Below are 18,942 nucleotides of genomic sequence, written 5' to 3' on the forward strand. Positions count from 1 at the left end.
GGCCCGCGCATACCATCTGGGTGAGACGCCAACAATCACTCCGGTGATCCCATGACAACGCGCCTCGATTTCACCAGCGAGGCCTTCTTTCGCGATCCGCCCAAGGCGATCGCGGCGTTGCGCATGTCCGGTCCTCTCGTCGCGACGCGATTTCCTCTGGTCGGCGATGTCTGGATCACCACGACCCATGACGCGACGGCACACGTGCTGAAGGACGGCGCTACCTTCACGCTGCGCAAGGAGGATGGCGACGTCGCGGCTCTGCGCTGGTGGATGCCGAGCTTCGTCAGAACCATCGCCAACAACATGCTGACGATGGACGAGCCGGATCACACGAGGCTCCGCAGCATCGTGGACGAGGCCTTTCGCCGTCGTGCCATCGTCGCGATGGAGCCGCGCATCCGTGCCATTGCCGACGGCTTGGCCGACGAGCTGTTCGCGGAGGGACGACCAGCCGATCTGGTCCAGCGCTACGCGCGCATCCTGCCGCTCGCAGTGATCTCCGAGCTTCTGGGATTGCCTCTGGCCGACCGGCCCAAATTCATCGCCTGGGGCAACGCGATGTCCTCGCTGACGAATGTCGTCAGCTTCTTCCGCTTGCTGTGGGCGTTCCGAAAGATGCGGGGCTACCTCGAGCAGCAATTGCAGGCCGCGCGCGTGCAGGGCGGCGAAGGCCTGATCGCCGAACTGGTCCAGGTCGAGCGCGAGGGTGCCCAAATCACGCCGGATGAAATGGTCTCGATGGTGTTTTTGCTGCTCGCAGCCGGCTCCGAGACGACCACGCATCTCATCAGCGGTTCCGCCTACGAGCTGCTTAGGAGTCCTGGCCTCCGCGATTGGCTGGAGCAGGACTGGAGCCGTGTCGGGCTTGCGGTGGAGGAGTTTCTTCGCTTCGTGTCACCGGTGCAGTTCTCCAAGCCGCGCTATGTGCGGCGGGACGTCGAGGTCGAAGGCGTGCGTCTGAAGAAGGGCGACCGTGTCATGGTGATGCTCGCCGCCGCCAACATGGATCCGGCGATGCATGGTCACCCTGAAAGCCTCGATCTCGAGCGCAAGCCGAACCGTCACCTCTCGTTCGGGACGGGAATCCATTTCTGCCTCGGCCATCAGCTTGCGCGGATCGAGGCGGCCTGCGCGCTGGAAGCGCTGTTCGTGCGCTGGCCGAGCCTTGGTCTGGCCGTCGATCCCTCGCAGATCCATTGGCGCAAGCGCCCGGGGATTCGCATGATTGCGAAGCTTCCCGTCACGGCCGAGATCCACGGAACATTTGCCGCTGCGGCGCCGGCGATGGCCGATCGTTCTCCCGTGCGGGCGGAGTGAAGCTCTCTCCTTCGGCAAATCGTCGCTGACCATGATCCGCTCGGAACGGCCTGCGGCGCTTGCTGTTGTCCACCGGGACCTGAGGCACGCGACGGAACAGTTCCGGGCCCAGAAGTCCCATCTCTCGAAGAGGTTGGATCATGACCAGCAAAATGCCGAATGTTCCGCCGGCCAATCAGAGCCGGAAGGGAACTGGCGACACCAAGCAAACATCGGCCGATCAGACTCCGCGCGGTCAGCAGCGCGCGGAAAATCCGGACCAACAGGGACAGCAAGGCAACATCAAGCAGAACACGACCAATCAGGGATACCAGCAAGACCGTTGAGGAGGCGACATTCATGTCGACATCCACCAAGACACCCAACAGCATTCGCCAGGGCGGCCCCGGCGCATCGCATGAGAACGCGAAGGCGCCGCTGGAAGTGAAGAAGCCGCCTGCGGACGATGAACAGCGAAGCCACAGCCGCGTCTCCGGTGGTGGAGGCGAGCAGGATTCTCATCACCGCCACGACGCGGCCGGCAAGGGCGGCGGCAGGTGACGATTGGAGATCAGAATGCAAGGCAGAAAGACTCACGAACAGCAGGTTCGCATTCTCGAGCGCAAGCCTGACATTCCCGATGCGAGGGAGCTCGATCAGGCATCCGGCCGCAACGTCGAGGGTACCGCTGCTCATCGCGCGCGGCCGGAAGCTCGACACAGCGAATTTCCGGTGAGCCGCGGCGGTCTCAACCAAGAGAGCGACCACAACAAGCACAACGACGCCGGCCAGAGCGGCCACAAGCAGCCGAAACCGACAGCGGCGCAACAGAAGCACTAGAGAAGATCACGGCCAAGAGGAGAGACTGATGCCAGGTGGGCACGGTAGCAAGACGCACTTCAGATCCGGCATGCATGGCAAGGGCGACGGCACCGGTGCATTGACCGATGTGCCCAAGGAGAAGATCGGCGATAACATGGTCCTGTCCAACCGCGACAAGGCCCAGCATTCGGACATTCGCGGCATGGACGGCAAGTCCATTCAGACCGAACAGTATCAGGATCATGCAGCCAACCGGCTCGACGAGACGCCGGAGACTGATGAGACCTGAGAGGGGCGTTCCTCCCGCTGAACTCGCGGACCGCTCTTCAGCCGGTCCGCTTTTTTGTCGGCACGAGGTCGCGCTCCCAGCCGAACACGGAGCGGCCGTCGAGGTCGGGTGAGGCCGCACGCTCGCCGGCGATATAGGTCTCGACGGACGGGCCGCGCACGGTGCGTTCCAGCCGCCGCGCCTGGTCGTCGAGGCGCCTGATCGCCTGCATCTCTTCGTCACGTCCGAGCTTGGCGCTCTGGATCGCGCCCTTCAGCACGCGAATGGTCTCGTCGTAGACCTTGATCGGGACAGGGTAGGGATGCCGATCCTTGCCGCCATGGGCGAGCGAGAAGCGCGCGGGATCCTTGAAGCGATAGGGCGCGCCGTGCACGACCTCGGCGACCATCGCCAGTGAGCGCACGGTGCGCGCGCCGACGCCGGGCGTCAGCAGCAGCTCCGGGAAATCGACCGGGCCGCGTTCGGCGGCTGCGGCGAGGGTGCCGTGCAGGCGCCGCGCGAACACATCCTTCGGCCGGACATTATGATGCGCGGGCATGATCAGATGCGGCAGCATGGCCTGCGCAGGCTCGGGCGCAGTCCCGGTGAGCCGCTCGAATTCAGTGAGGATGCGATCGGGGCCGAGATCGCTGAGGAGCTCGAGCTGCGCGCTACGCGAGATATCGGCGCGGTGGTCGGTCAGATTGACGATCTCGCCTTGTTGCGGGCCGTCGATCGCGCTGTGCGGCGTGTCGACGAAGCTCTTCAGCGCCTCGGAATGCCAGTGATAGCGGCGGGCCTGCCGCTTGTCGCCGTTCATGCCCTGCTGCACCACCGTCCATTTGCCGTCGGCGGTCACGAAGAAGCCGTGGAGATAGAGATCGAAGCCGTCCTGCACGGCCGCGCTGTCGACCTTCGCCACCAGGCGGCTGGCGCGGGTGAGCCTTGCGCCGTCGAATCCGACGCGGTCGCCGAGCTGCATCAACTCGTCCGGCGTCTTGCGCGAATGCTGGCCGCGGCCGCCGCAGACATAAATGCCGAGCTCATCCTGGAGCGGCCCGAGCCCGCGCTTCAGCGCGCCGATCACGGATGTGGTGATGCCGGAGGAGTGCCAGTCCATTCCCATCACGGCGCCGAACGACTGGAACCAGAACGGATGCGACAGCCGCTGGAGAAACGCATCGCGGCCGTAATGATGCACGATCGCCTGCGTGACGATCGATCCGAGCGAAGCCATGCGGCTCGCAAGCCACGGCGGAACCCGCCCGGTGTGCAAGGGAAGATCGGCGCTGCCGGTACGTCTGGTCATGGTGCCGCCAAATTAGCGCAGTTCGGCGACGGTTGCATCTGCGGAATGCTGCGTTGCACGAGAGAGGGGAGCCAAGCCGGCCGGGAGGCGTTGAGCGGGCTACGCGAATGCAATGACGGGGACAATCGATGAATCTGCAGGCCCTGATGGCCGACATCGACCGGATGTTCGGCTGGATACCGTCGTGGTTTGTCGGCCTCGGCCTGGTTGTCGGCGCGATCTTACTTGCGCTGTTCGTCTACCGGGTCGCCGTATGGCTGCTCGCGCGCGCCTTCGGAACCCGCCTTCCGCTGCTGAGCGTGTTCATCGACCGCACCGCGGGCCCGGCCCAGCTGGCGCTTTGCCTGGCCGCCGTCGCATTGGTCCTGCCGCTTGCCCCGCTCGACGACATGATCCGCACGCCGCTGATGCGCTTGTTCGTCGTGGCCGTCATTGCCCTGATCGGCTGGATCTCGATCCGGGTCGTGGACATGAGCGCGGCGCGGTACTTGCAGAATTTCCGCGACGTCACCGAGAACTTCGTCGCGCGCAAGCACGTCACGCAAGTTCGCGTGTTCAAGCGCGTCACCGATACCATCATCGTGGTCATCACGGTGTCCACCGCGCTGATGACGTTCGATTCGGTGAGGCAATACGGCGTCAGCCTGTTCGCCTCCGCCGGCGCGGCCGGTATCATCGTCGGTCTTGCCGCACGGCCGCTGCTCAGCAACCTGATCGCCGGCCTGCAGATCGCGATCACGCAGCCGATCCGCATCGAGGATGCCGTGATCATCGAGAACGAATGGGGCTGGGTCGAGGACATCGCCTCGACCTATGTCGTGATCCGGCTGTGGGACTGGCGCCGCATGGTGGTGCCGCTATCCTATTTCATCGAAAAGCCGTTCCAGAACTGGACCCGAGACACCGCCTCCCTGATCGGCGTGATCGCGCTGCACGTCGATTATCGCGCCGACGTGCCGCGCATCCGGCGTTGGCTGGAGGATGCCGTGAAGCAGTCCAAGCTCTGGGATGGCGCGGTGGTCAATCTCCAGGTGATCGACGCGGACTCCCGGACCATCGAGCTACGTGCGCTGGTCAGCGCAAGAAACGCGCCGCAATCCTGGGACCTGCGCTGCGAGATCAGGGAAAAGCTCGTCGCCTTCATCCGCGACGAGATGCCGGAGGCGCTGCCGCGCGAGCGCGCGATCCTGATCCCGTCGGCCGACGATGATGCCGATTTCCTGCGGCCCGTCACGCAGCCGGAAAAGATGCGGGCGAGCGCGCATAATTGACCGTCCGAGCGATCAGCGGGCGCCGACCACGGCCGCGCCGGCCTGGCGGTCGGAGCGCGGTCGCCGCTTGCGCAGTTTACGTCGGGCCCAGATCAGGAGACCGGTCGACAGCAGCGTGAGCAGCGCGATCGACGTCACCACATTGAGCGACGAGGCGATCAGGGCCGACCAGTTTCCCTCATGGATCAGGCGCGGCCAATTGCGTGGCAGTGGCGTGACCTCCGATGAATTGACGGCATAGGCGCGTAGTTCTCCTCCGTCATAGATTCGCGCCATCATGTGGCCGCCGCGCATACCGATCGAGATCACGTGCGTGAGATCGTGGGAGGCCGCGACCATCCGTATCGCGTCGGGCAGGGCGAGGGGACGGCCGCTGCCGGCCGGAACGCCTCCGCTCTGAAACGTCAGGCCGAACGCCATGCACAGGCCGGTCAGCGGGCTCAACAGGACGAGCGGCAGCGCGAACCAGGCCGTGCCCTTGTGCCATCCGGACAGCGTGTTGCGCAGCCGCGGCAGTCCCATGAGGCTGCCGAGCAGGATCAGGATGACCATGGCGATGGTCGAGCTTGTCACCAGCCACGCCTGGCCGAGCAGCCGCTCATGCGTGATCCGCGCCCACCGGAAGAGATCGGTCGGGCCGGAGCTGGCCGCAGCGGGTGCGCCGGTCACGAGGTCGATGGCCGGCGCGCCGGAGCCTTGCAGCGTCATCCGCTGGCTAGCCGCATTGATCGAAAGCCCGCGCGCCTTGTTGTGTGGATCGTACGTCTTCACCAGCTCGACGACGCGCGCGGCATCGATCGCCGGACCGCCGATGCCATTGATTTGCATCAGCGGCTCGAACGACAGGATCAGGCCGGTGGTGATGATCGCGAACAGGGGAAGCGCAAAGACCAGCGTGATCCAGCGATGGAGTGTCAACAACAGGGGTTTGTTCATTCTTCGGTCTCCGGCGATCTTGGCACTGGTCGCCTAGCGCAGCCCCGAAGACAAATGACGCTTTGTCCACCTTGCCGCGTTGATTTGCAGCAAATGGACGCGAGGCTATCGCGATGCTGCGATCGCCAATCGTTCGCAGGTTTTCGAGAGACTGCAGCAGCTGCGTCGTGCAGTCTCGCTCGGCGAGACCTACTCGCGCGTTACCTTCATCGCGCCGCGCAAGCCAGCCTGACGTTGGATCGTCTCCAACGCGCCGGACGACTGTTTCTCCGCAACGAAGCTGTTGAGCAGGGACAGCGCCTCTTCGCGTCCTCTGGGGATCGCGATGGCCATGTGCTCCAGGCCCCAATTGCCGTCGAGAATCCTTGCGCCCGGCATCTGGTCGGACATTTCGAACAGCGTCGGCTTGTTGGTCGCGTAGAGATCGATCTCACTGCTCCCGAACATCGCGATGGCAGCCTTGACGCTTGCGGCGGGAACGATGGTCGCGTTCTTGAATTTTGTCGGCAGCGTGCGCTCGGAGGTCGAGCCTTTGGTGACGCCGATCTTCACACCGGGCTTGTCGATGTCCTCGACCTCTCTGATCGGCGAATTCGCCGGGACGAGAAAGCCGAGCTCGATTGCCAGCACGGGCCGGCTGAAGCTCACCTCGTTGGCGCGGGCCGGCGTGGCGTTGGTCACGGTGAAGTCGATCTTGCCATCGTGGATCGCGCTGACGATGTCGGCAACGCGCTCGAACCTGACATAATCGACGCCAACGCCGAGCCGCTTGGCGAACTCGGCGCCGAGATCATAGGCGAGGCCGTGCGGCTTGCCGACGGCATCCTTCACCATCGAGGTCGGGCTGCCCGGATAGATGCCGACGCGCAAGCTGCCGCTCGGCGCCAGCAGCTTTGCCTCGCCGTCGGCGCGCGCGGACGCGCCGACGAGGCTGATGATTGCGGCCACCAGCAGGGCGGTGCGGGCGAGGCGTCCAGAGAAGGCCCTCATGCAAAGAGGCTCACTGCGCGCGGATGTTGGCCGCCTTCAGCACCGGCTCCCACTTGGTCGCCTCGGCGTGCATATAGGCGTCAAACTCCTTGGCGGAGGAGCCGACCGGAGCGGCGCCGATCTTGCCGAGCGTCGACAGCACGTTCGGATCCTGCAGCGCCGCCTTGAGATCGGTTTCGAGCTTCGCCACGATCTCCGGCGGCATTTTTGCCGGACCAAGCACGCCCCACCAGACCGAGACGTCATAGCCGGAGACGCCGGACTCGGCGACGGTCGGGATGTCAGGCAGCGCCTTGGAGCGTTCAGCCGAGGTCACCGCGAGCGCGCGCACCGGACCGCCTTCGAGCTGACCGATCGCTTCCGCAAGCGGATTGATGCTGAGCGGGATCTCGCCGGCGATGACAGCGGTCAATGCCGGCGCGCCGCCCTTGTAGGGGATCGCGACGATCTTGCTGCCGGACATGTGCTTCAACAGTTCACCGGCCAGATGCGCCGAGGTACCGTTTCCGGACATGCCGTAAGATAGCTTGTCCGGATCTTTCTTCGCCGCAGCCAGGAGATCGCCGAGCGTCTTGTAGGGGCTGTCCTTGGCCACCACGATCGCGAGCGGTGAGGAGGCGACTTCGGTGATTGCGGTAAAATCCCTGAACGTGTCGTAGGGCACGCTCGGATAGATGAACTGGTTGAGCGGATGGCCGCTCGCGACCAGGATCAGCGTGTAGCCGTCGGGCGCGGCCTGCGTCAGCGCCTGCGAGGCAACGATGCCGCCGGCGCCGGGACGATTGTCGACTACCGGCTGCTGACCCCAGGACTTGGCCAGCGCCTGGCTCAGCGTGCGCGCGAGCACGTCGACCGCGCCACCGGCCGCGTAAGGTACGAGGATGTGAACCGGCTTGCTCGGATAAGTGTCGGCGGCCTGCGCGGCGCTGCCCGCGAGCAGCAAACCGGCGCCCAGCATCAATCCGCCGATTGTCTTGTTCATACCCAGCATTTTCCCAGCACTCCTTGCGGGCGCACGCATCCTTGCATCGGTCTTCCAGGCCGTCCGGACGCCGCCCATGGTTTTTGTTGACGAGACCTGATCTTTTGTACGATAGTACAAATCACATGGTACGCAAGCCCACCAGCAAGGAAACGGCCCGCAAGCCGAACATGCGCGAGGCAATCTTCGCCGCGGCCGAGGAGCTGTTCGCCACCAACGGCTTCAACGCCGTCTCGGTGCGCGACATCGCCCAGGCTGCCGGAGCCAATCCCGGCAGTGTGACCTATCATTTCAAGACCAAGGACGGCCTGCTGCTGGAGATCTACCGGCGGCATTGCGGGCCGATGAATTTGCGACGTTGGGAGCTGCTCGCCGCCGCCAGGCGGGTGCGCGATCTCCAGGACCGGCTGGAGGCTGTGGTGCGGGCCTACGTCGTGCCGGCTTTCACCTCGGGCAGCGACCTTGCCGGCGGCGGTGCGCGCTTCACGCGGCTGCGCGCCGTGATGTCGGCCGAGGGCAACGAGGTCGCGCGAAAAATCATAGCGCAGACTTTTGACGACACCAGTCACGCCTTCATCGATGCGATCCACGAGAGCCTGCCGCACATTCCGCGCACCGACATCGTCTGGCGCAGTCACTTCCTGCTCGGCGCACTCTATTACTCGTTGGTGACACCGGATCGCGTCTCGCGCCTGTCGCGCGGCGAGGCCGATGGCGGCGATGCCGCCAGCGCTATCGAGCAGCTGGTGCAGGCCACGGTCGCCTCATTCCAGGCGCCGCCGCTCGATCATGCCGCGCCGGTGCGGCGGCGGCCGGTCGTCAGCAGCAAGACTTGAAAGAAGCCACCCGAGCGGAGGCGCGTAACAGCGCTTCCGCTCGCAGGCGGACGGTGTGACAGGGTGTTGGGAACATGAACAGGCGGGAGTGCTTGCATCTCTTGACCGGACTGGCCGGTACGGCGCTTGCGAGCGAGGCGTGTGCGCAAGGCGCAGAGCCGAAAGCGATGTCGACGATCACGCCGCCGGACCCAAATCCCACGACGCCGTCGTTCAAGCTGCCGGCAAAATCCTGCGACAGCCATACCCACATCTTCGGGCCGGCGTCGCGCTACCCCTTCGCGGAAAAGCGTCCCTACAACACGGCTGATGCGCCACTGGAGGCGTTCCGCCGCGTGCACGAGACGATCGGCGTCGAGCGCTGCGTCATCGTGAATGCGACCGTGCACGGCACCGACAATCGCGTCGTCACCGACGCCATCGCCCAGAGCGAGGGGGCCTATAGGGGCATCGCCAACGTCAATGACGAGATGACCGAGAAGGAGCTGGCGGCGCTCGACAAGGCCGGCATCTGCGGCTGCCGTTTTGCCTTCCTCAGGCGTCTCGGCGGCGTCGGCGATATGGGTAAGTTCCAGCGCATCGTGCACCGCGTTGCCGAGCTCGGCTGGCACATCGACGTCTATTTTGAGCCGGGCACGATCGCCGAATTCACAGGCCTCCTGACTGCGCTGCCGACGCCTTATGTGATCGATCACATGGGCACGGTGCAGGCCGGGAAGGGGCTTGACGATCCCGGCTTCACCGCGCTGCTCGACCTTCAGAAAAAGGACGAGAAGTGCTGGGTCAAGATCACCGGCCTCGAGCGCGCCTCCGCCGTCGGCAAGCCGTTCCACGATGCGGTGCCGTTTGCCAAGGCGCTGATCGACAACGCGCCCGATCGCGTGCTCTGGGGCACCGATTGGCCGCACCCTAACGTCAAGGTCATGCCGAACGACGGCGAGATCGTTGACCTGATTCCGCTCTACGCGCCCGACGCAAAGGTCCGGCAAAAGCTGCTGGTCGACAATCCCGCACGCCTGTTCAAGTTCACCTGATGACGATGATGTACACACCCACCATTCCGCCGCCCGATCCGAACACGCGCACGCCGAAGTTCAAGCTGCCAAAACTATCCTGCGATGCGCACTGCCACATCTTCGGGCCCGGCTCGAAATACCCTTACGCGCCTGACCGATCCTACACGCCGCCGGATGCGCCGCTGGAGGATTTCCGCGCGCTGCATGCCAAGATCGGTGTCGAGCGCGCCGTCATCGTCAATGCCAGCGTGCACGGCACCGACAACAGTGTGGCGCTCGATGCCATCGCGCAGAGTAGCGGCGCCTACCGCGCCGTCGCCAATATCGACGACACCATCACCGAAAGCGGGCTTCGTGCGCTGCACGAGGGCGGTTTTCGCGGCTGCCGCTTCAATTTCGTCCGCCATCTCGGTGGCGTCCCTGACAAGGGCGTGTTCGATCGCGTCATCGCCATGGTCGCGCCGCTCGGCTGGCACATCGACCTGCATTTCGATGCGATCGACCTGCCTGATTATGCCGACATGCTGGCAAGGCTGCCGCTGAGCTACACCATCGACCACATGGGACGGGTGGAGGCCTCCGAGGGGCTCGACCAGCTGCCGTTCAAGATTTTGATCGAGCTGATGCAGCGCGACGAGAAATGCTGGGTCAAGATCTGTGGCTCGGAGCGGGTGGCCTCCAGCGGTCCGCCCTTTACCGACGCGGTGCCGTTCGCGCGCAAGATCGTCGAGACCGCGCCCGACCGCGTCATCTGGGGCACCGACTGGCCGCATCCCAACGTCAAGGTGATGCCGAATGACGGCGACCTCGTCGATCTGATCCCGTTGTTCGCGCCGGAGCCGGAGTTCCAGCAGAAGATCCTCGTCGACAATCCGGCGCGCCTGTTCGAGTTCGACCGATGACGGTGCTCGCGATCGACAAGCCGCGCGGGCGGCCCTGGTGGAGGGAGCTCTGGATCCAGGTGCTCATCGCCATGGCGGCCGGCATCGCGCTTGGGATCGCCAGTCCGGAGGCGGGCGCCAAGATGCAGCCGCTCGGGGATGCCTTCATCAAGGCGATCCGGATGCTGATCGCGCCGATCATCTTCTGCACCGTCGTGCACGGCATCGCCCACATGGCCGACATGGCGCGGGTCGGGCGCGTCGCGGTGAAGGCGATCGTCTATTTCGAGATCATGACCACGATCGCGCTGATCATCGGTCTCATCGCGATCAATTTGCTCAAGCCCGGCGTCGGCATGAACATCGATCCCGCCAGCATCAATGCCAGCGCGATCGAGCCTTACGTCAAGCAGACCAGCGTCATCGGCTTCGTGCCATTCCTGATGAACATCGTGCCCGCGACGTTCATCGGCGCCTTCGCCGAAGGCAACATCCTCCAGGTGCTGTTCATCTCGGTCCTTTGCGGCTTTGCGCTGGTGCAACTCGGCGAACGGGCCGCGCCGCTGGTCCATCTGATCGACATCGCCGCCAAGATGGTGTTCGCCGTCGTCGGCTTCGTGATGTGGGCGGCGCCGATCGGTGCATTCGGCGCCATCGCCTTCACGGTCGGCAAGTTCGGCGTGGGATCGCTGGCCTCGCTCGGCAAGCTTCTCGGCGGCTTCTATCTCACCTGCCTGGTCTTCATCGTCGTGGCACTCGGCCCCGTCGCGCGGCTCTGCGGCTTCTCGCTGCTCAAGCTGATCCGTTACATCTGGGAAGAGCTGCTGATCTGCATCGCTACGACGTCGTCGGAGACGGTGCTGCCGCGGATGCTGACCAAGCTGGAGAAGGCGGGCTGCGAGAAGAGCGTGGTCGGGCTCGTGATCCCGACCGGCTACTCCTTCAATCTCGACGGCACCTGCCTCTACCTTGCCGCGGCCTCGGTGTTCCTGGCGCAGGCGACCAACACGCCGTTCGGGCTTGCCGAGCAGATCGAGCTCTTGCTGATCCTGCTGGTGACCTCCAAGGGCGCGGCGGGGATCGCGGGCGCCGCCTTCGTCGTGCTGGCGGCGACGCTGTCCGCGACCGGCACCATCCCGGTGACGAGCGTGGCACTGGTGCTCGGCATCCATCGCCTGATGTCGCAGGGGCTGACGCCGACCAATCTGATCGGGAACGCGGTCGCGACCATCGCGATTGCCAAATGGGAAGGCGCGCTCGACGGCGAACGGCTGAGGCGCGTGCTCGACGGCGAGGAACACGTGGCCGCTGCGATCCGATGAATTGGCTTCCGGCGCGACGCAGGCGGTTTATGATGCTTACGAACAAGAGAGGGGAGTTTCTCCCATGAAGACAGGTCTCGTCATCACCGCCCATCCCGGCGATTTCGTCTGGCGCGCCGGCGGCGCGATCGCGCTGCATGCGAAGAAGGGCTATCGCATGAAGATCGTCTGCCTGTCCTTTGGCGAGCGCGGCGAGAGCCAGTTTGCCTGGAAGGAAAAGGGCGCGACGCTGGAATCGGTCAAGGCCGGGCGCAAGGACGAGGCGGAGCGGGCGGCAAAGCTGCTAGGCGCGGAAATCGAGTTCTTCGATTGCGGCGATTATCCCCTCAAGCTGACCGAGGCGCATTTCGACCGCATGGTCGACATCTACCGCGAGCTCAATCCCAGCTTCGTGCTGACCCACGCGCTGGAAGACCCTTATAATTTCGACCACCCGAACGCAGCGCATTTCGCCCAGGAGACGCGTGTGGTCGCGCAGGCGATGGGTCACAAGCCCGGCGCGCAGTACAAATATTCGGCGCCGCCGGTGTTCCTGTTCGAACCGCATCAGCCAGAGCAGTGCAATTACAAGCCGGATCTGCTCCTCAAGATCGACGAGGTCTGGAAGGAGAAGTACGAGGCATTCCAGATCCTCGCCGCGCAAAAACATCTGTGGGGCTATTACGAGCGCGTCGCGCTCAACCGCGGCATTCAGGGCAGCCGCAACACCGGCGTGCCCATGACCTATGGCGAGGCCTATCAGCGCCTGTTCCCGACGGTTGCGGAGGAGCTGGCATGAAGCCGGTCGTCGTTCGCAACATTGAGCGCGCCGATCCCGCCGGCATGGCGGCGTATGGCGTCTCGACCGTGCACGAGGCTTACGGGCGCATGGGTCTGATGAAGCCCTATTTGCGCCCGGTCTGGGCGGGCGCGTCGATCGCCGGGCCCGCCGTCACCGTGCTGGCGCAGCCCGGCGACAATTGGATGATCCATGTCGCCGTCGAGCAGTGCAAAAAGGGCGACATCCTCGTCGTCGGCTGCACCGCCGACAATACCGATGGCATGTTCGGCGAATTGCTGGCGACCTCGCTGCAGGCACGCGGCGTGCAGGGGCTGATCATCGATGCCGGCTGCCGCGACGTCAATGCGCTGCATGAGATGAAATTTCCGGTATGGTCGCGCGCTGTCTCGGCCAAGGGCACAGTCAAGGCGACGCTCGGCTCGGTCAACATTCCCGTGGTCTGTGCCGGCGTCAATGTCGATCCCGGCGACATCATCGTCGCCGATGACGACGGCGTCGTCGTGGTCCCGAAGCGCCATGCGGCCGAGGTCGCCGGGAAGGCGAAGAAGCGCAACGCTGACGAGGGCGGCAAGCGCAAGCGTCTCGCTTCGGGCGAGCTTGGCCTCGACATGTACAGCATGCGCGAGGCGCTGGCGAAGGCCGGGCTCGTCTATGTCGACAATCCCGAGGACGTCTGAAGACTAGCGGAGCGGGCGGATGGATCGTCTCAAGCTGAAGGCCGTGCTCGGCAATCATCCCCACGTGCAGGCGGTGAAGAGCGGCGCGCTCCGCTCCGATCTTTTCGATCTCGACTTCATCACGTACACGCCGACCAACACCGCGTTCAAGCCGATGGTGCGGGAGCAGGCCTTCGATGTCTGCGAGATGGCGATTGTCACCTACCTGATGGCGAAAGCCCACGGCAAGCCGCTGGTGCTGCTGCCGGCGACCATGCTTGGTCGCTTCCAGCATTCCTATGCGCTCTACAATCCCACGAAGGGAACGCTCGGGCCGTCCGATCTCGAAGGCAAGCGCGTCGGCATCCGCTCGTTCACGACGACGACCGGCGCCTGGATCCGGGGCATTCTCGCCAACGATTACGGCGTCAATCTCGACAAGATCCGCTGGGTCACCTTCGAGGATCCGCACGTGGCCGAATATGTCGACACCACCGAGCGCGCCCCGAAGGACAAGAAGATTCTGCAGATGCTGCTCGACGGTGAGCTCGACGCTGTCCTCGGTGAGATCTCTGATAGTCCCAGGTTGAAGCCTCTATTCCCGGATCCGGCCGCGGAGGCTGCCAGATGGTACGCCAAGCGCGGCGTCGTGCCGGTCAATCATCTCGTGGTCGTGACCGAGCAACTGGCGAGAACGCGTCCCGGGATCGTTGCGGGCGTCTATGATCTCCTCAAGCAGAACAAGGTGCAGGTGGGGCCTGCGGCAACGCCAGATCTTGTCCCGTTCGGGATCGAGGCCAACCGGAAGCCGCTGGAGTTGATCGTCGACTACGCATTCCAGCAGGCGCTGATCCCGCGCCGCTATGCGGTCGAGGAGCTGTTCGACGAGACGACCCGAGGATTGAACTGATGGTGGATCCGAAACGATGGCAGATCGGGCTTATCGGCTATGGCGAAGTCGGCCGTATCCTGGCCGAGGATTTGCGCCAGCAGGATATCAAGGTCTCGGCCTATGACATCAAGCTCGGTGGCGAGCAGGGCGCGCCGCTGAAGGAGCATGCGGCGAAACACGGTGTGACGCTGGCAGCATCTCATGCTGAGCTGACCGCGAAATCCGATTTCATCATCTCCGCTGTCACCGCCAGCCAGGCCGTGCCGGTGGCGAAGGCCTGCGCCGCTGCGATCAACCAGGGCGCCTGGTTCCTCGATTTCAATTCGGCCTCTCCGGGCGCCAAGCAGCGCGCCGCGGCGCTGATCGACGGCGCCGCCGGCCGCTATGTCGAAGGTGCCGTGATGACCTCGGTGCCGCCCTATCGCATCAAGGTGCCGTTGCTGCTCGGCGGTCGCGGCGCGAGAGAGTTGGAGCCGCTGCTCAACGCGATCGGCTTTGCCGCCAGGGTCGCGAGCGACAAGCTCGGCGTGTCCTCCGCGGTGAAGATGTGCCGCAGCATCATGATCAAGGGCCTGGAGGCCATGGTCGTCGAGAGTTTTACGACCGCGCGGGCCTATGGCGTCGAGGATGCCGTGCTGGCCTCGCTCGCGGAGACCTTTCCCGCGATCAACTGGGAGAAGCAGGGCGCCTACTTCTTCCAGCGCGTGATCGAGCACGGTCGCCGGCGCGCCGAGGAGGTGCGTGAGGTCGCCGAGACCGTGCGTGAGGCGGGACTGACACCATGGTCCGCGCAGGGCACAGCCGAGCGTCAGGCCTGGGTCGCTGATCTCGCCGATGAAGGGCTGTTCGGCGCCAGGGGCACCAAGGAGTTCGCGCGCAGCGCTGATTGGCGTACCGAGGCAGATCGAATCCTGAGCAAGATCAAGGGCTGACGCCGATCGCGTAGGTTGAGCTCAAAACCCTGCCGCGGTCGCGATAGTTCGAGATTTCGTCACGGGCGAGCTCGATCAGGTCGACCAGGCATTTGGCCTCGCGGACGACCTGCTCCTTGGCGGGCGCGGTGCGGAACTCTGCGAGAATCATGCGGATGCACTTGTCGGCAGTATCCAGCGTCCAGAGCCCGCGGGTCATGTCGTCCTGCGTCTGGATCGCCGAGATGTCGAGGCCAGATAGGACTTCGCCGATTCCCTTCAGGCGCTTGACGGCCGTTTCCGCCGGCGAGTCGGCCCGAATGGAGCGATAATCCATGCTACTGAATGCGCTGAACATGTACATGCTTCCCCACTGAACGCAGATCGTTCAGTGCGCCCCTTTAATATGATCCGGACGGCCTGTTGTGCAATGCGCACAGCTACGGTCCGGGATTCTACCGGGCTCGGATCTTGGGAGGAATCGGCCGTGAATCGGCGCGAAACGGTCCGATGATCAGCCGTGTTCCTGACGATTTTACCGTTGGAGCTTCGACCGGAAACGCGTTCAGGCCCCAGGCCGGAACAGCGCGGGCCGCTGCCGTGCAAACGTCTGTCGGCCCTCCTTGAAGCCCATCATGACGTCGGGCAGCTCGGCGATCGCGAAGCGGCCGTCTTGCGTATCGAGCACGATGAGATCGGCGGGATTGCCGACCTTGATGCCGTAATCGTCGAGGTTCATCAGCCGCGCCGGCAGCTCGGTCACGAGATCGAGGCAGGTGTCGAAATCCCTCACCGAGGCGTGCGCGACATTGGCGTAGAAGTTCGCCATCCGCAGCAGCGAGGCGTCGCCGAACGGCGTGAAGGGATTGAGCACGTTGTTGGTGGCGACCGAGCAAACCACGCCGTCGCCCGCGAGCTTGTGGGCGAGGGTCAGCCCGCGCGGTGCGTTGTGGGTGGCGTCGTGCCCCATCAGATAGAGATCGGTCGCGGGCAGCACCGTGACGGCGACGCCGGCTTTCGCCAGTTGCGCGGTGGCCGCCTTCATCCGCTCCGGCGGCAGGGCCGAGAGTTTTGTCGCATGGCCGATCGTGACGCGGCCGTGATAGTTGCGCCGCTCGGTCTGGCGGCAGACCTCGTCGAGATGCCACCAGGAAGGATCGAGATCGAAATCCAGATGGAGGTCGACGTCGACGTCGAACTCCTGGGCGAGATCGAAGATGCGGGCGACATGCGCGGTCGGATCGGTGTCGGTATAGGGACAGCCGCCGATCGTCTCGCCGCCGTCGCGCAGCGCCTGGACCAGCAGCTCCTCAGCTCCGGGATCGTTGGTTAGCCCCTCCTGCGGGAACACGCAGAGCGACAGGTCGAGCGCCCATGCATAGTCGCGCTTCAGCGCCTTCACCGCCTCGAAGCTTCGCAGACCGATCCGCGGATCGATTTCCACATGCGTGCGCATGCGCGTCGTGCCGTTCACGATCGCACGTTCGAGCACCTTGGCGCCGCGTGCGTAAACATCCTCGACGGTGAAGTCGCGTTTCATCGCCGACACGGCCCGGATGGCGTCACCGAGACTGCCGTGATCGTGGCCGCAGCGGTCGAGCAGACAGGCCTTGTCGAGATGGATGTGGGTGTCGACGAAACCGGGCAGGGCGAGGTGACCGCCGATATCGACCTCGACCGCTTCGCAGGCGAGCTTCGGCGCGATCGCGGCGATCCGGCCGGCCTTCACGCCGATGTCGACAGGCGCGGCGGATGATCGCAACAATGCGTTACGGAAGATCAGGTCGAAGGCGGGCTGGGTGATCATGGCTCTTGCGGACGGAATTTAAAGCAATCAGCCGGGATCGGCGGCTCCAGATTGTCGGCAGTGTAGCGAGGCAGATGTTCAAAATATATGCATGGATTCGGCGACAGTGGCGGTAATATTCCGCGAATCCGGGAGAGCCTGCCATGTCCGTTGCCGCCAAAGCCGAAACTGGTCAATTGTCCGATGCCGCGATCGTGGAGGCCTATCTCACGGCATCGATGATCCCCGATCCCGACGCTGCGGCCGCCTATATGGCGCCGGGCACCGTGATCACCTTCACCGGCGGGCGCGAGTTCGATCATCCGCGTGGCCCGACCGGCTTCAACGCCAAGCGCTACCGCTGGGCCAAGAAGAGGATGGACCGGTTCGATGTCTGCCCCGGCGACGGCGAGACCGTGGTTTACAGCGTCGGCACCCTCTACGGCGAATGGAAGGACGGCACTTCGTTCGAGGGCAACCGTTACGTCGACCGCTTCGTGGTGCGCAACGGCAAGATCACCAAGATGGATGTCTGGAACGATAGCGCTGAGCGCATCCTGGTCCAACGCGGCATCGACGCGTAATATCCGTCTCGGCAAAGGCGGAGCCAAACGGCCGCTCGTCATATCGAAAGCTGCGATAGCTGATAGGCGCGAGCCCGTCTGGCGGCTGGCCTGCGCCTGCGCTATCAAATCCCGCGATCGCGCCCGGGATGGAGGCGCGAGCCCCCTTTAGGAGCAGCCGATGCGTCTACCCACCGTTATCCTGGCCCTGACATGTCTTGCGGGCGCAGCTTCAGCCGAAGATCTGTCGGGCACGCTCCAGAAGGTCAAGGAGACCAAAAAGATCACCCTGGGCTATCAGGAGGCCTCGGTCCCGTTCAGCTATCTTGACGGCAACCAGAAGCCGGTCGGCTTCGCCATGGACATCTGCCTCAAGATCGTCGACGTCGTGAAGAAACAGCTGGGCATGCCTGACATCGTCGTCGACACGCTCGCCGTGACCTCGTCGAACCGGATCCCCTTGATGGTGAACGGCACGCTCGACCTGCACTGCTCGGCGACCACCAACAACGCCGACCGCCAGAAGCAGGTCGCCTTCACCAACACGCATTTCCTCAGTGCGACGCGGTTCGCCGCCAAGAAGGCCGCAAAGATCAACACCATCGACGATCTCAAGGGCAAGGCGGTCACGGCGGTCGCCGGCTCGGTCAACCTGACGCAACTCGCCAAGGTCAATACGGAACGCAATCTCGGCATCAGTCTGATGCCCGCGAAGGATCAGGCCGAAGCCTTCCTGCTCTTGGAAACCGACCGCGCCCAGGCCTACGCGCTCGACGACGTGCAGCTCGCGGTCGCGATCGCGCGCTCGAAGGAGCCGCAAGCCTTCATGATCAGCGAGGAGGCGTTCTCCAAGCCGGAGCCCTACGGCATCATGCTGCGGCGGGAGGACGCGCCGTTCAAGGCGCTCGCCGACCGCGCGACTGCGGAGCTCTATGCAAGCCCGGAGATCGAGGTGCTCTACAAGAAATGGCTGCAGTCCCCGACGCCGCCGAATGGCCTCAACTACAACGTCCCGATGTCGCCCGCCTTGCGCAACGCTTTCAAGAAGCCGAGCTGGAGCGCCGATCCGGACGTGTATCTGGCGAACTGAGGCGAGAGGTTGCGCATTACCGTGCCCTCTCCCCTTGTGGGCCTGTTGCGCTACGGCCTTTTGAGGCAGGAGACGTAAGGAGAGAGGGCTGTGTTGACGCCGATCGTCAGGCCGAGATCTGTAGTTGGCGCCCTTGGCGGGCGTCTCAGGCGGCGATCGCAGCCCACCGCCTCATGTTGAACGCGATGGAGGCAAGCAGGACTTGCCCGCTTGCCTTGGCGAGACCGACGTAGCGAATGCAGGTAAGCCGCATCCGGCGTTTGAGGGTGGCAAAGGTGGTCTCAACCTGGGCTCGCCGGCGCGCGATGAGGCGGTTGTAGCGTTTGAGCCT

The 18,942-nt window shown here is 64.4% G+C and carries 23 protein-coding genes; 16 read left to right on the plus strand and 7 right to left on the minus strand.

Features of this window, described 5'->3' with window-relative positions; all coding sequences use genetic code 11:
* Nucleotides 1-51 precede the first annotated feature (51 nt).
* The 5 genes from A3AS_RS0128835 to A3AS_RS0128855 all read left to right on the plus strand — a co-directional run bounded on the left by A3AS_RS0128835 (nt 52) and on the right by A3AS_RS0128855 (nt 2,410).
* Entirely contained in the window at nt 52-1,320 is a 1,269-nt protein-coding gene (locus A3AS_RS0128835; RefSeq protein ID WP_018320981.1) for a cytochrome P450, read from the plus strand.
* 140 nt (nt 1,321-1,460) lie between these two features.
* Entirely contained in the window at nt 1,461-1,646 is a 186-nt protein-coding gene (locus A3AS_RS0128840; RefSeq protein WP_018320982.1) for a hypothetical protein, read from the plus strand.
* A gap of 13 nt (nt 1,647-1,659) precedes the next feature.
* A complete protein-coding gene (locus tag A3AS_RS0128845; RefSeq protein ID WP_018320983.1) occupies nt 1,660-1,860 on the plus strand; it encodes a hypothetical protein in 201 nt (66 codons plus the stop codon).
* A 15-nt stretch (nt 1,861-1,875) separates the two neighbouring features.
* Complete coding sequence (locus tag A3AS_RS0128850; protein ID WP_018320984.1) at nt 1,876-2,139, plus strand: hypothetical protein; 264 nt, start codon at nt 1,876-1,878, stop codon at nt 2,137-2,139.
* Between the two features lie 28 nt (nt 2,140-2,167).
* Nucleotides 2,168-2,410, plus strand: a complete 243-nt coding sequence (locus A3AS_RS0128855) for a hypothetical protein (RefSeq protein ID WP_018320985.1) — start codon at nt 2,168-2,170, stop codon at nt 2,408-2,410.
* A 37-nt stretch (nt 2,411-2,447) separates the two neighbouring features.
* On the opposite strand, the gene A3AS_RS0128860 is transcribed toward A3AS_RS0128855, so the two are convergent.
* Complete coding sequence (locus A3AS_RS0128860) at nt 2,448-3,698, minus strand: DUF763 domain-containing protein (protein ID WP_018320986.1); 1,251 nt, start codon at nt 3,696-3,698, stop codon at nt 2,448-2,450.
* Nucleotides 3,699-3,826: 128 nt separating this feature from the next.
* Here A3AS_RS0128860 and A3AS_RS0128865 point away from each other — a divergent pair, with 128 nt between their 5' ends.
* Entirely contained in the window at nt 3,827-4,969 is a 1,143-nt protein-coding gene (locus tag A3AS_RS0128865; protein ID WP_018320987.1) for a mechanosensitive ion channel family protein, read from the plus strand.
* A gap of 12 nt (nt 4,970-4,981) precedes the next feature.
* Here the strand turns inward: A3AS_RS0128865 and A3AS_RS0128870 are convergent, their stop codons facing one another.
* The 3 genes from A3AS_RS0128870 to A3AS_RS0128885 form a co-directional block, all read right to left on the minus strand.
* Nucleotides 4,982-5,905, minus strand: a complete 924-nt coding sequence (locus A3AS_RS0128870) for a PepSY domain-containing protein (RefSeq protein WP_018320988.1) — start codon at nt 5,903-5,905, stop codon at nt 4,982-4,984.
* Nucleotides 5,906-6,094: 189 nt separating this feature from the next.
* Nucleotides 6,095-6,895, minus strand: coding sequence for an ABC transporter substrate-binding protein (locus tag A3AS_RS0128880; RefSeq protein ID WP_018320989.1), 801 nt, complete (start codon nt 6,893-6,895; stop codon nt 6,095-6,097).
* Between the two features lie 10 nt (nt 6,896-6,905).
* The gene (locus tag A3AS_RS0128885; protein ID WP_018320990.1) at nt 6,906-7,886 is read right to left on the minus strand and encodes a tripartite tricarboxylate transporter substrate binding protein; all 981 of its coding nucleotides are present in this window, start codon (nt 7,884-7,886) and stop codon (nt 6,906-6,908) included.
* A gap of 116 nt (nt 7,887-8,002) precedes the next feature.
* Here A3AS_RS0128885 and A3AS_RS0128890 point away from each other — a divergent pair, with 116 nt between their 5' ends.
* From A3AS_RS0128890 to A3AS_RS0128925, 8 genes are all read left to right on the plus strand, one after another.
* A complete protein-coding gene (locus A3AS_RS0128890) occupies nt 8,003-8,713 on the plus strand; it encodes a TetR/AcrR family transcriptional regulator (RefSeq protein WP_018320991.1) in 711 nt (236 codons plus the stop codon).
* 74 nt (nt 8,714-8,787) lie between these two features.
* The gene (locus tag A3AS_RS0128895) at nt 8,788-9,747 is read left to right on the plus strand and encodes an amidohydrolase (RefSeq protein ID WP_026202467.1); all 960 of its coding nucleotides are present in this window, start codon (nt 8,788-8,790) and stop codon (nt 9,745-9,747) included.
* Nucleotides 9,747-10,631: an amidohydrolase gene (locus A3AS_RS0128900; protein WP_018320993.1), complete on the plus strand. Its 885-nt coding sequence runs from the start codon at nt 9,747-9,749 to the stop codon at nt 10,629-10,631. Before A3AS_RS0128895 ends, A3AS_RS0128900 begins: the two co-directional genes overlap by 1 nt.
* Nucleotides 10,628-11,932 (plus strand): C4-dicarboxylate transporter DctA, encoded by a 1,305-nt coding sequence (gene dctA, locus A3AS_RS0128905; RefSeq protein ID WP_018320994.1) that lies wholly within the window; start codon nt 10,628-10,630, stop codon nt 11,930-11,932. The genes A3AS_RS0128900 and dctA overlap by 4 nt, the downstream gene beginning before the upstream one ends.
* A gap of 64 nt (nt 11,933-11,996) precedes the next feature.
* A complete protein-coding gene (locus A3AS_RS0128910; protein WP_008552603.1) occupies nt 11,997-12,710 on the plus strand; it encodes a PIG-L deacetylase family protein in 714 nt (237 codons plus the stop codon).
* On the plus strand, nt 12,707-13,390 hold the full coding sequence (locus tag A3AS_RS0128915; RefSeq protein ID WP_018320995.1) for a 4-carboxy-4-hydroxy-2-oxoadipate aldolase/oxaloacetate decarboxylase: 684 nt from the start codon (nt 12,707-12,709) through the stop codon (nt 13,388-13,390). The genes A3AS_RS0128910 and A3AS_RS0128915 overlap by 4 nt, the downstream gene beginning before the upstream one ends.
* Before the next feature lie 19 nt (nt 13,391-13,409).
* Nucleotides 13,410-14,279: a hypothetical protein gene (locus A3AS_RS0128920; protein WP_018320996.1), complete on the plus strand. Its 870-nt coding sequence runs from the start codon at nt 13,410-13,412 to the stop codon at nt 14,277-14,279.
* Nucleotides 14,279-15,193, plus strand: a complete 915-nt coding sequence (locus A3AS_RS0128925; protein ID WP_018320997.1) for an NAD(P)-dependent oxidoreductase — start codon at nt 14,279-14,281, stop codon at nt 15,191-15,193. The genes A3AS_RS0128920 and A3AS_RS0128925 overlap by 1 nt, the downstream gene beginning before the upstream one ends.
* On the opposite strand, the gene A3AS_RS0128930 is transcribed toward A3AS_RS0128925, so the two are convergent.
* Nucleotides 15,183-15,530: a hypothetical protein gene (locus tag A3AS_RS0128930; RefSeq protein WP_049815018.1), complete on the minus strand. Its 348-nt coding sequence runs from the start codon at nt 15,528-15,530 to the stop codon at nt 15,183-15,185. The two genes, A3AS_RS0128925 and A3AS_RS0128930, sit on opposite strands and share 11 nt — an antisense overlap.
* 207 nt (nt 15,531-15,737) lie before the next feature.
* Nucleotides 15,738-16,979: an amidohydrolase family protein gene (locus tag A3AS_RS0128935; protein WP_018320999.1), complete on the minus strand. Its 1,242-nt coding sequence runs from the start codon at nt 16,977-16,979 to the stop codon at nt 15,738-15,740.
* A gap of 143 nt (nt 16,980-17,122) precedes the next feature.
* On the opposite strand from A3AS_RS0128935, the gene A3AS_RS0128940 reads away from it, so the two are divergent.
* Nucleotides 17,123-17,542: a nuclear transport factor 2 family protein gene (locus A3AS_RS0128940; protein ID WP_018321000.1), complete on the plus strand. Its 420-nt coding sequence runs from the start codon at nt 17,123-17,125 to the stop codon at nt 17,540-17,542.
* Nucleotides 17,543-17,702: 160 nt separating this feature from the next.
* A complete protein-coding gene (locus tag A3AS_RS0128945; RefSeq protein WP_018321001.1) occupies nt 17,703-18,611 on the plus strand; it encodes an amino acid ABC transporter substrate-binding protein in 909 nt (302 codons plus the stop codon).
* A gap of 145 nt (nt 18,612-18,756) precedes the next feature.
* Here A3AS_RS0128945 and A3AS_RS43975 read toward each other — a convergent pair.
* On the minus strand, nt 18,757-18,942 hold a 186-nt coding region (locus tag A3AS_RS43975; RefSeq protein ID WP_026202248.1), incomplete at its 5' end, for a transposase.

Source organism: Bradyrhizobium sp. WSM2793, assembly GCF_000379585.1.
Classification (GTDB): domain Bacteria; phylum Pseudomonadota; class Alphaproteobacteria; order Rhizobiales; family Xanthobacteraceae; genus Bradyrhizobium.

Coding starts and splice junctions, on each gene's coding strand:
- A3AS_RS0128835 (WP_018320981.1), top strand. CDS start 52: ATGACAACGCGCCTCGATTTCACCAGCGAGGCCTTCTTTCGCGATCCG.
- A3AS_RS0128840 (WP_018320982.1), top strand. CDS start 1,461: ATGACCAGCAAAATGCCGAATGTTCCGCCGGCCAATCAGAGCCGGAAG.
- A3AS_RS0128845 (WP_018320983.1), top strand. CDS start 1,660: ATGTCGACATCCACCAAGACACCCAACAGCATTCGCCAGGGCGGCCCC.
- A3AS_RS0128850 (WP_018320984.1), top strand. CDS start 1,876: ATGCAAGGCAGAAAGACTCACGAACAGCAGGTTCGCATTCTCGAGCGC.
- A3AS_RS0128855 (WP_018320985.1), top strand. CDS start 2,168: ATGCCAGGTGGGCACGGTAGCAAGACGCACTTCAGATCCGGCATGCAT.
- A3AS_RS0128860 (WP_018320986.1), bottom strand. CDS start 3,698: ATGACCAGACGTACCGGCAGCGCCGATCTTCCCTTGCACACCGGGCGG.
- A3AS_RS0128865 (WP_018320987.1), top strand. CDS start 3,827: ATGAATCTGCAGGCCCTGATGGCCGACATCGACCGGATGTTCGGCTGG.
- A3AS_RS0128870 (WP_018320988.1), bottom strand. CDS start 5,905: ATGAACAAACCCCTGTTGTTGACACTCCATCGCTGGATCACGCTGGTC.
- A3AS_RS0128880 (WP_018320989.1), bottom strand. CDS start 6,895: ATGAGGGCCTTCTCTGGACGCCTCGCCCGCACCGCCCTGCTGGTGGCC.
- A3AS_RS0128885 (WP_018320990.1), bottom strand. CDS start 7,886: ATGCTGGGTATGAACAAGACAATCGGCGGATTGATGCTGGGCGCCGGT.
- A3AS_RS0128890 (WP_018320991.1), top strand. CDS start 8,003: ATGGTACGCAAGCCCACCAGCAAGGAAACGGCCCGCAAGCCGAACATG.
- A3AS_RS0128895 (WP_026202467.1), top strand. CDS start 8,788: ATGAACAGGCGGGAGTGCTTGCATCTCTTGACCGGACTGGCCGGTACG.
- A3AS_RS0128900 (WP_018320993.1), top strand. CDS start 9,747: ATGACGATGATGTACACACCCACCATTCCGCCGCCCGATCCGAACACG.
- dctA (WP_018320994.1), top strand. CDS start 10,628: ATGACGGTGCTCGCGATCGACAAGCCGCGCGGGCGGCCCTGGTGGAGG.
- A3AS_RS0128910 (WP_008552603.1), top strand. CDS start 11,997: ATGAAGACAGGTCTCGTCATCACCGCCCATCCCGGCGATTTCGTCTGG.
- A3AS_RS0128915 (WP_018320995.1), top strand. CDS start 12,707: ATGAAGCCGGTCGTCGTTCGCAACATTGAGCGCGCCGATCCCGCCGGC.
- A3AS_RS0128920 (WP_018320996.1), top strand. CDS start 13,410: ATGGATCGTCTCAAGCTGAAGGCCGTGCTCGGCAATCATCCCCACGTG.
- A3AS_RS0128925 (WP_018320997.1), top strand. CDS start 14,279: ATGGTGGATCCGAAACGATGGCAGATCGGGCTTATCGGCTATGGCGAA.
- A3AS_RS0128930 (WP_049815018.1), bottom strand. CDS start 15,530: ATGTTCAGCGCATTCAGTAGCATGGATTATCGCTCCATTCGGGCCGAC.
- A3AS_RS0128935 (WP_018320999.1), bottom strand. CDS start 16,979: ATGATCACCCAGCCCGCCTTCGACCTGATCTTCCGTAACGCATTGTTG.
- A3AS_RS0128940 (WP_018321000.1), top strand. CDS start 17,123: ATGTCCGTTGCCGCCAAAGCCGAAACTGGTCAATTGTCCGATGCCGCG.
- A3AS_RS0128945 (WP_018321001.1), top strand. CDS start 17,703: ATGCGTCTACCCACCGTTATCCTGGCCCTGACATGTCTTGCGGGCGCA.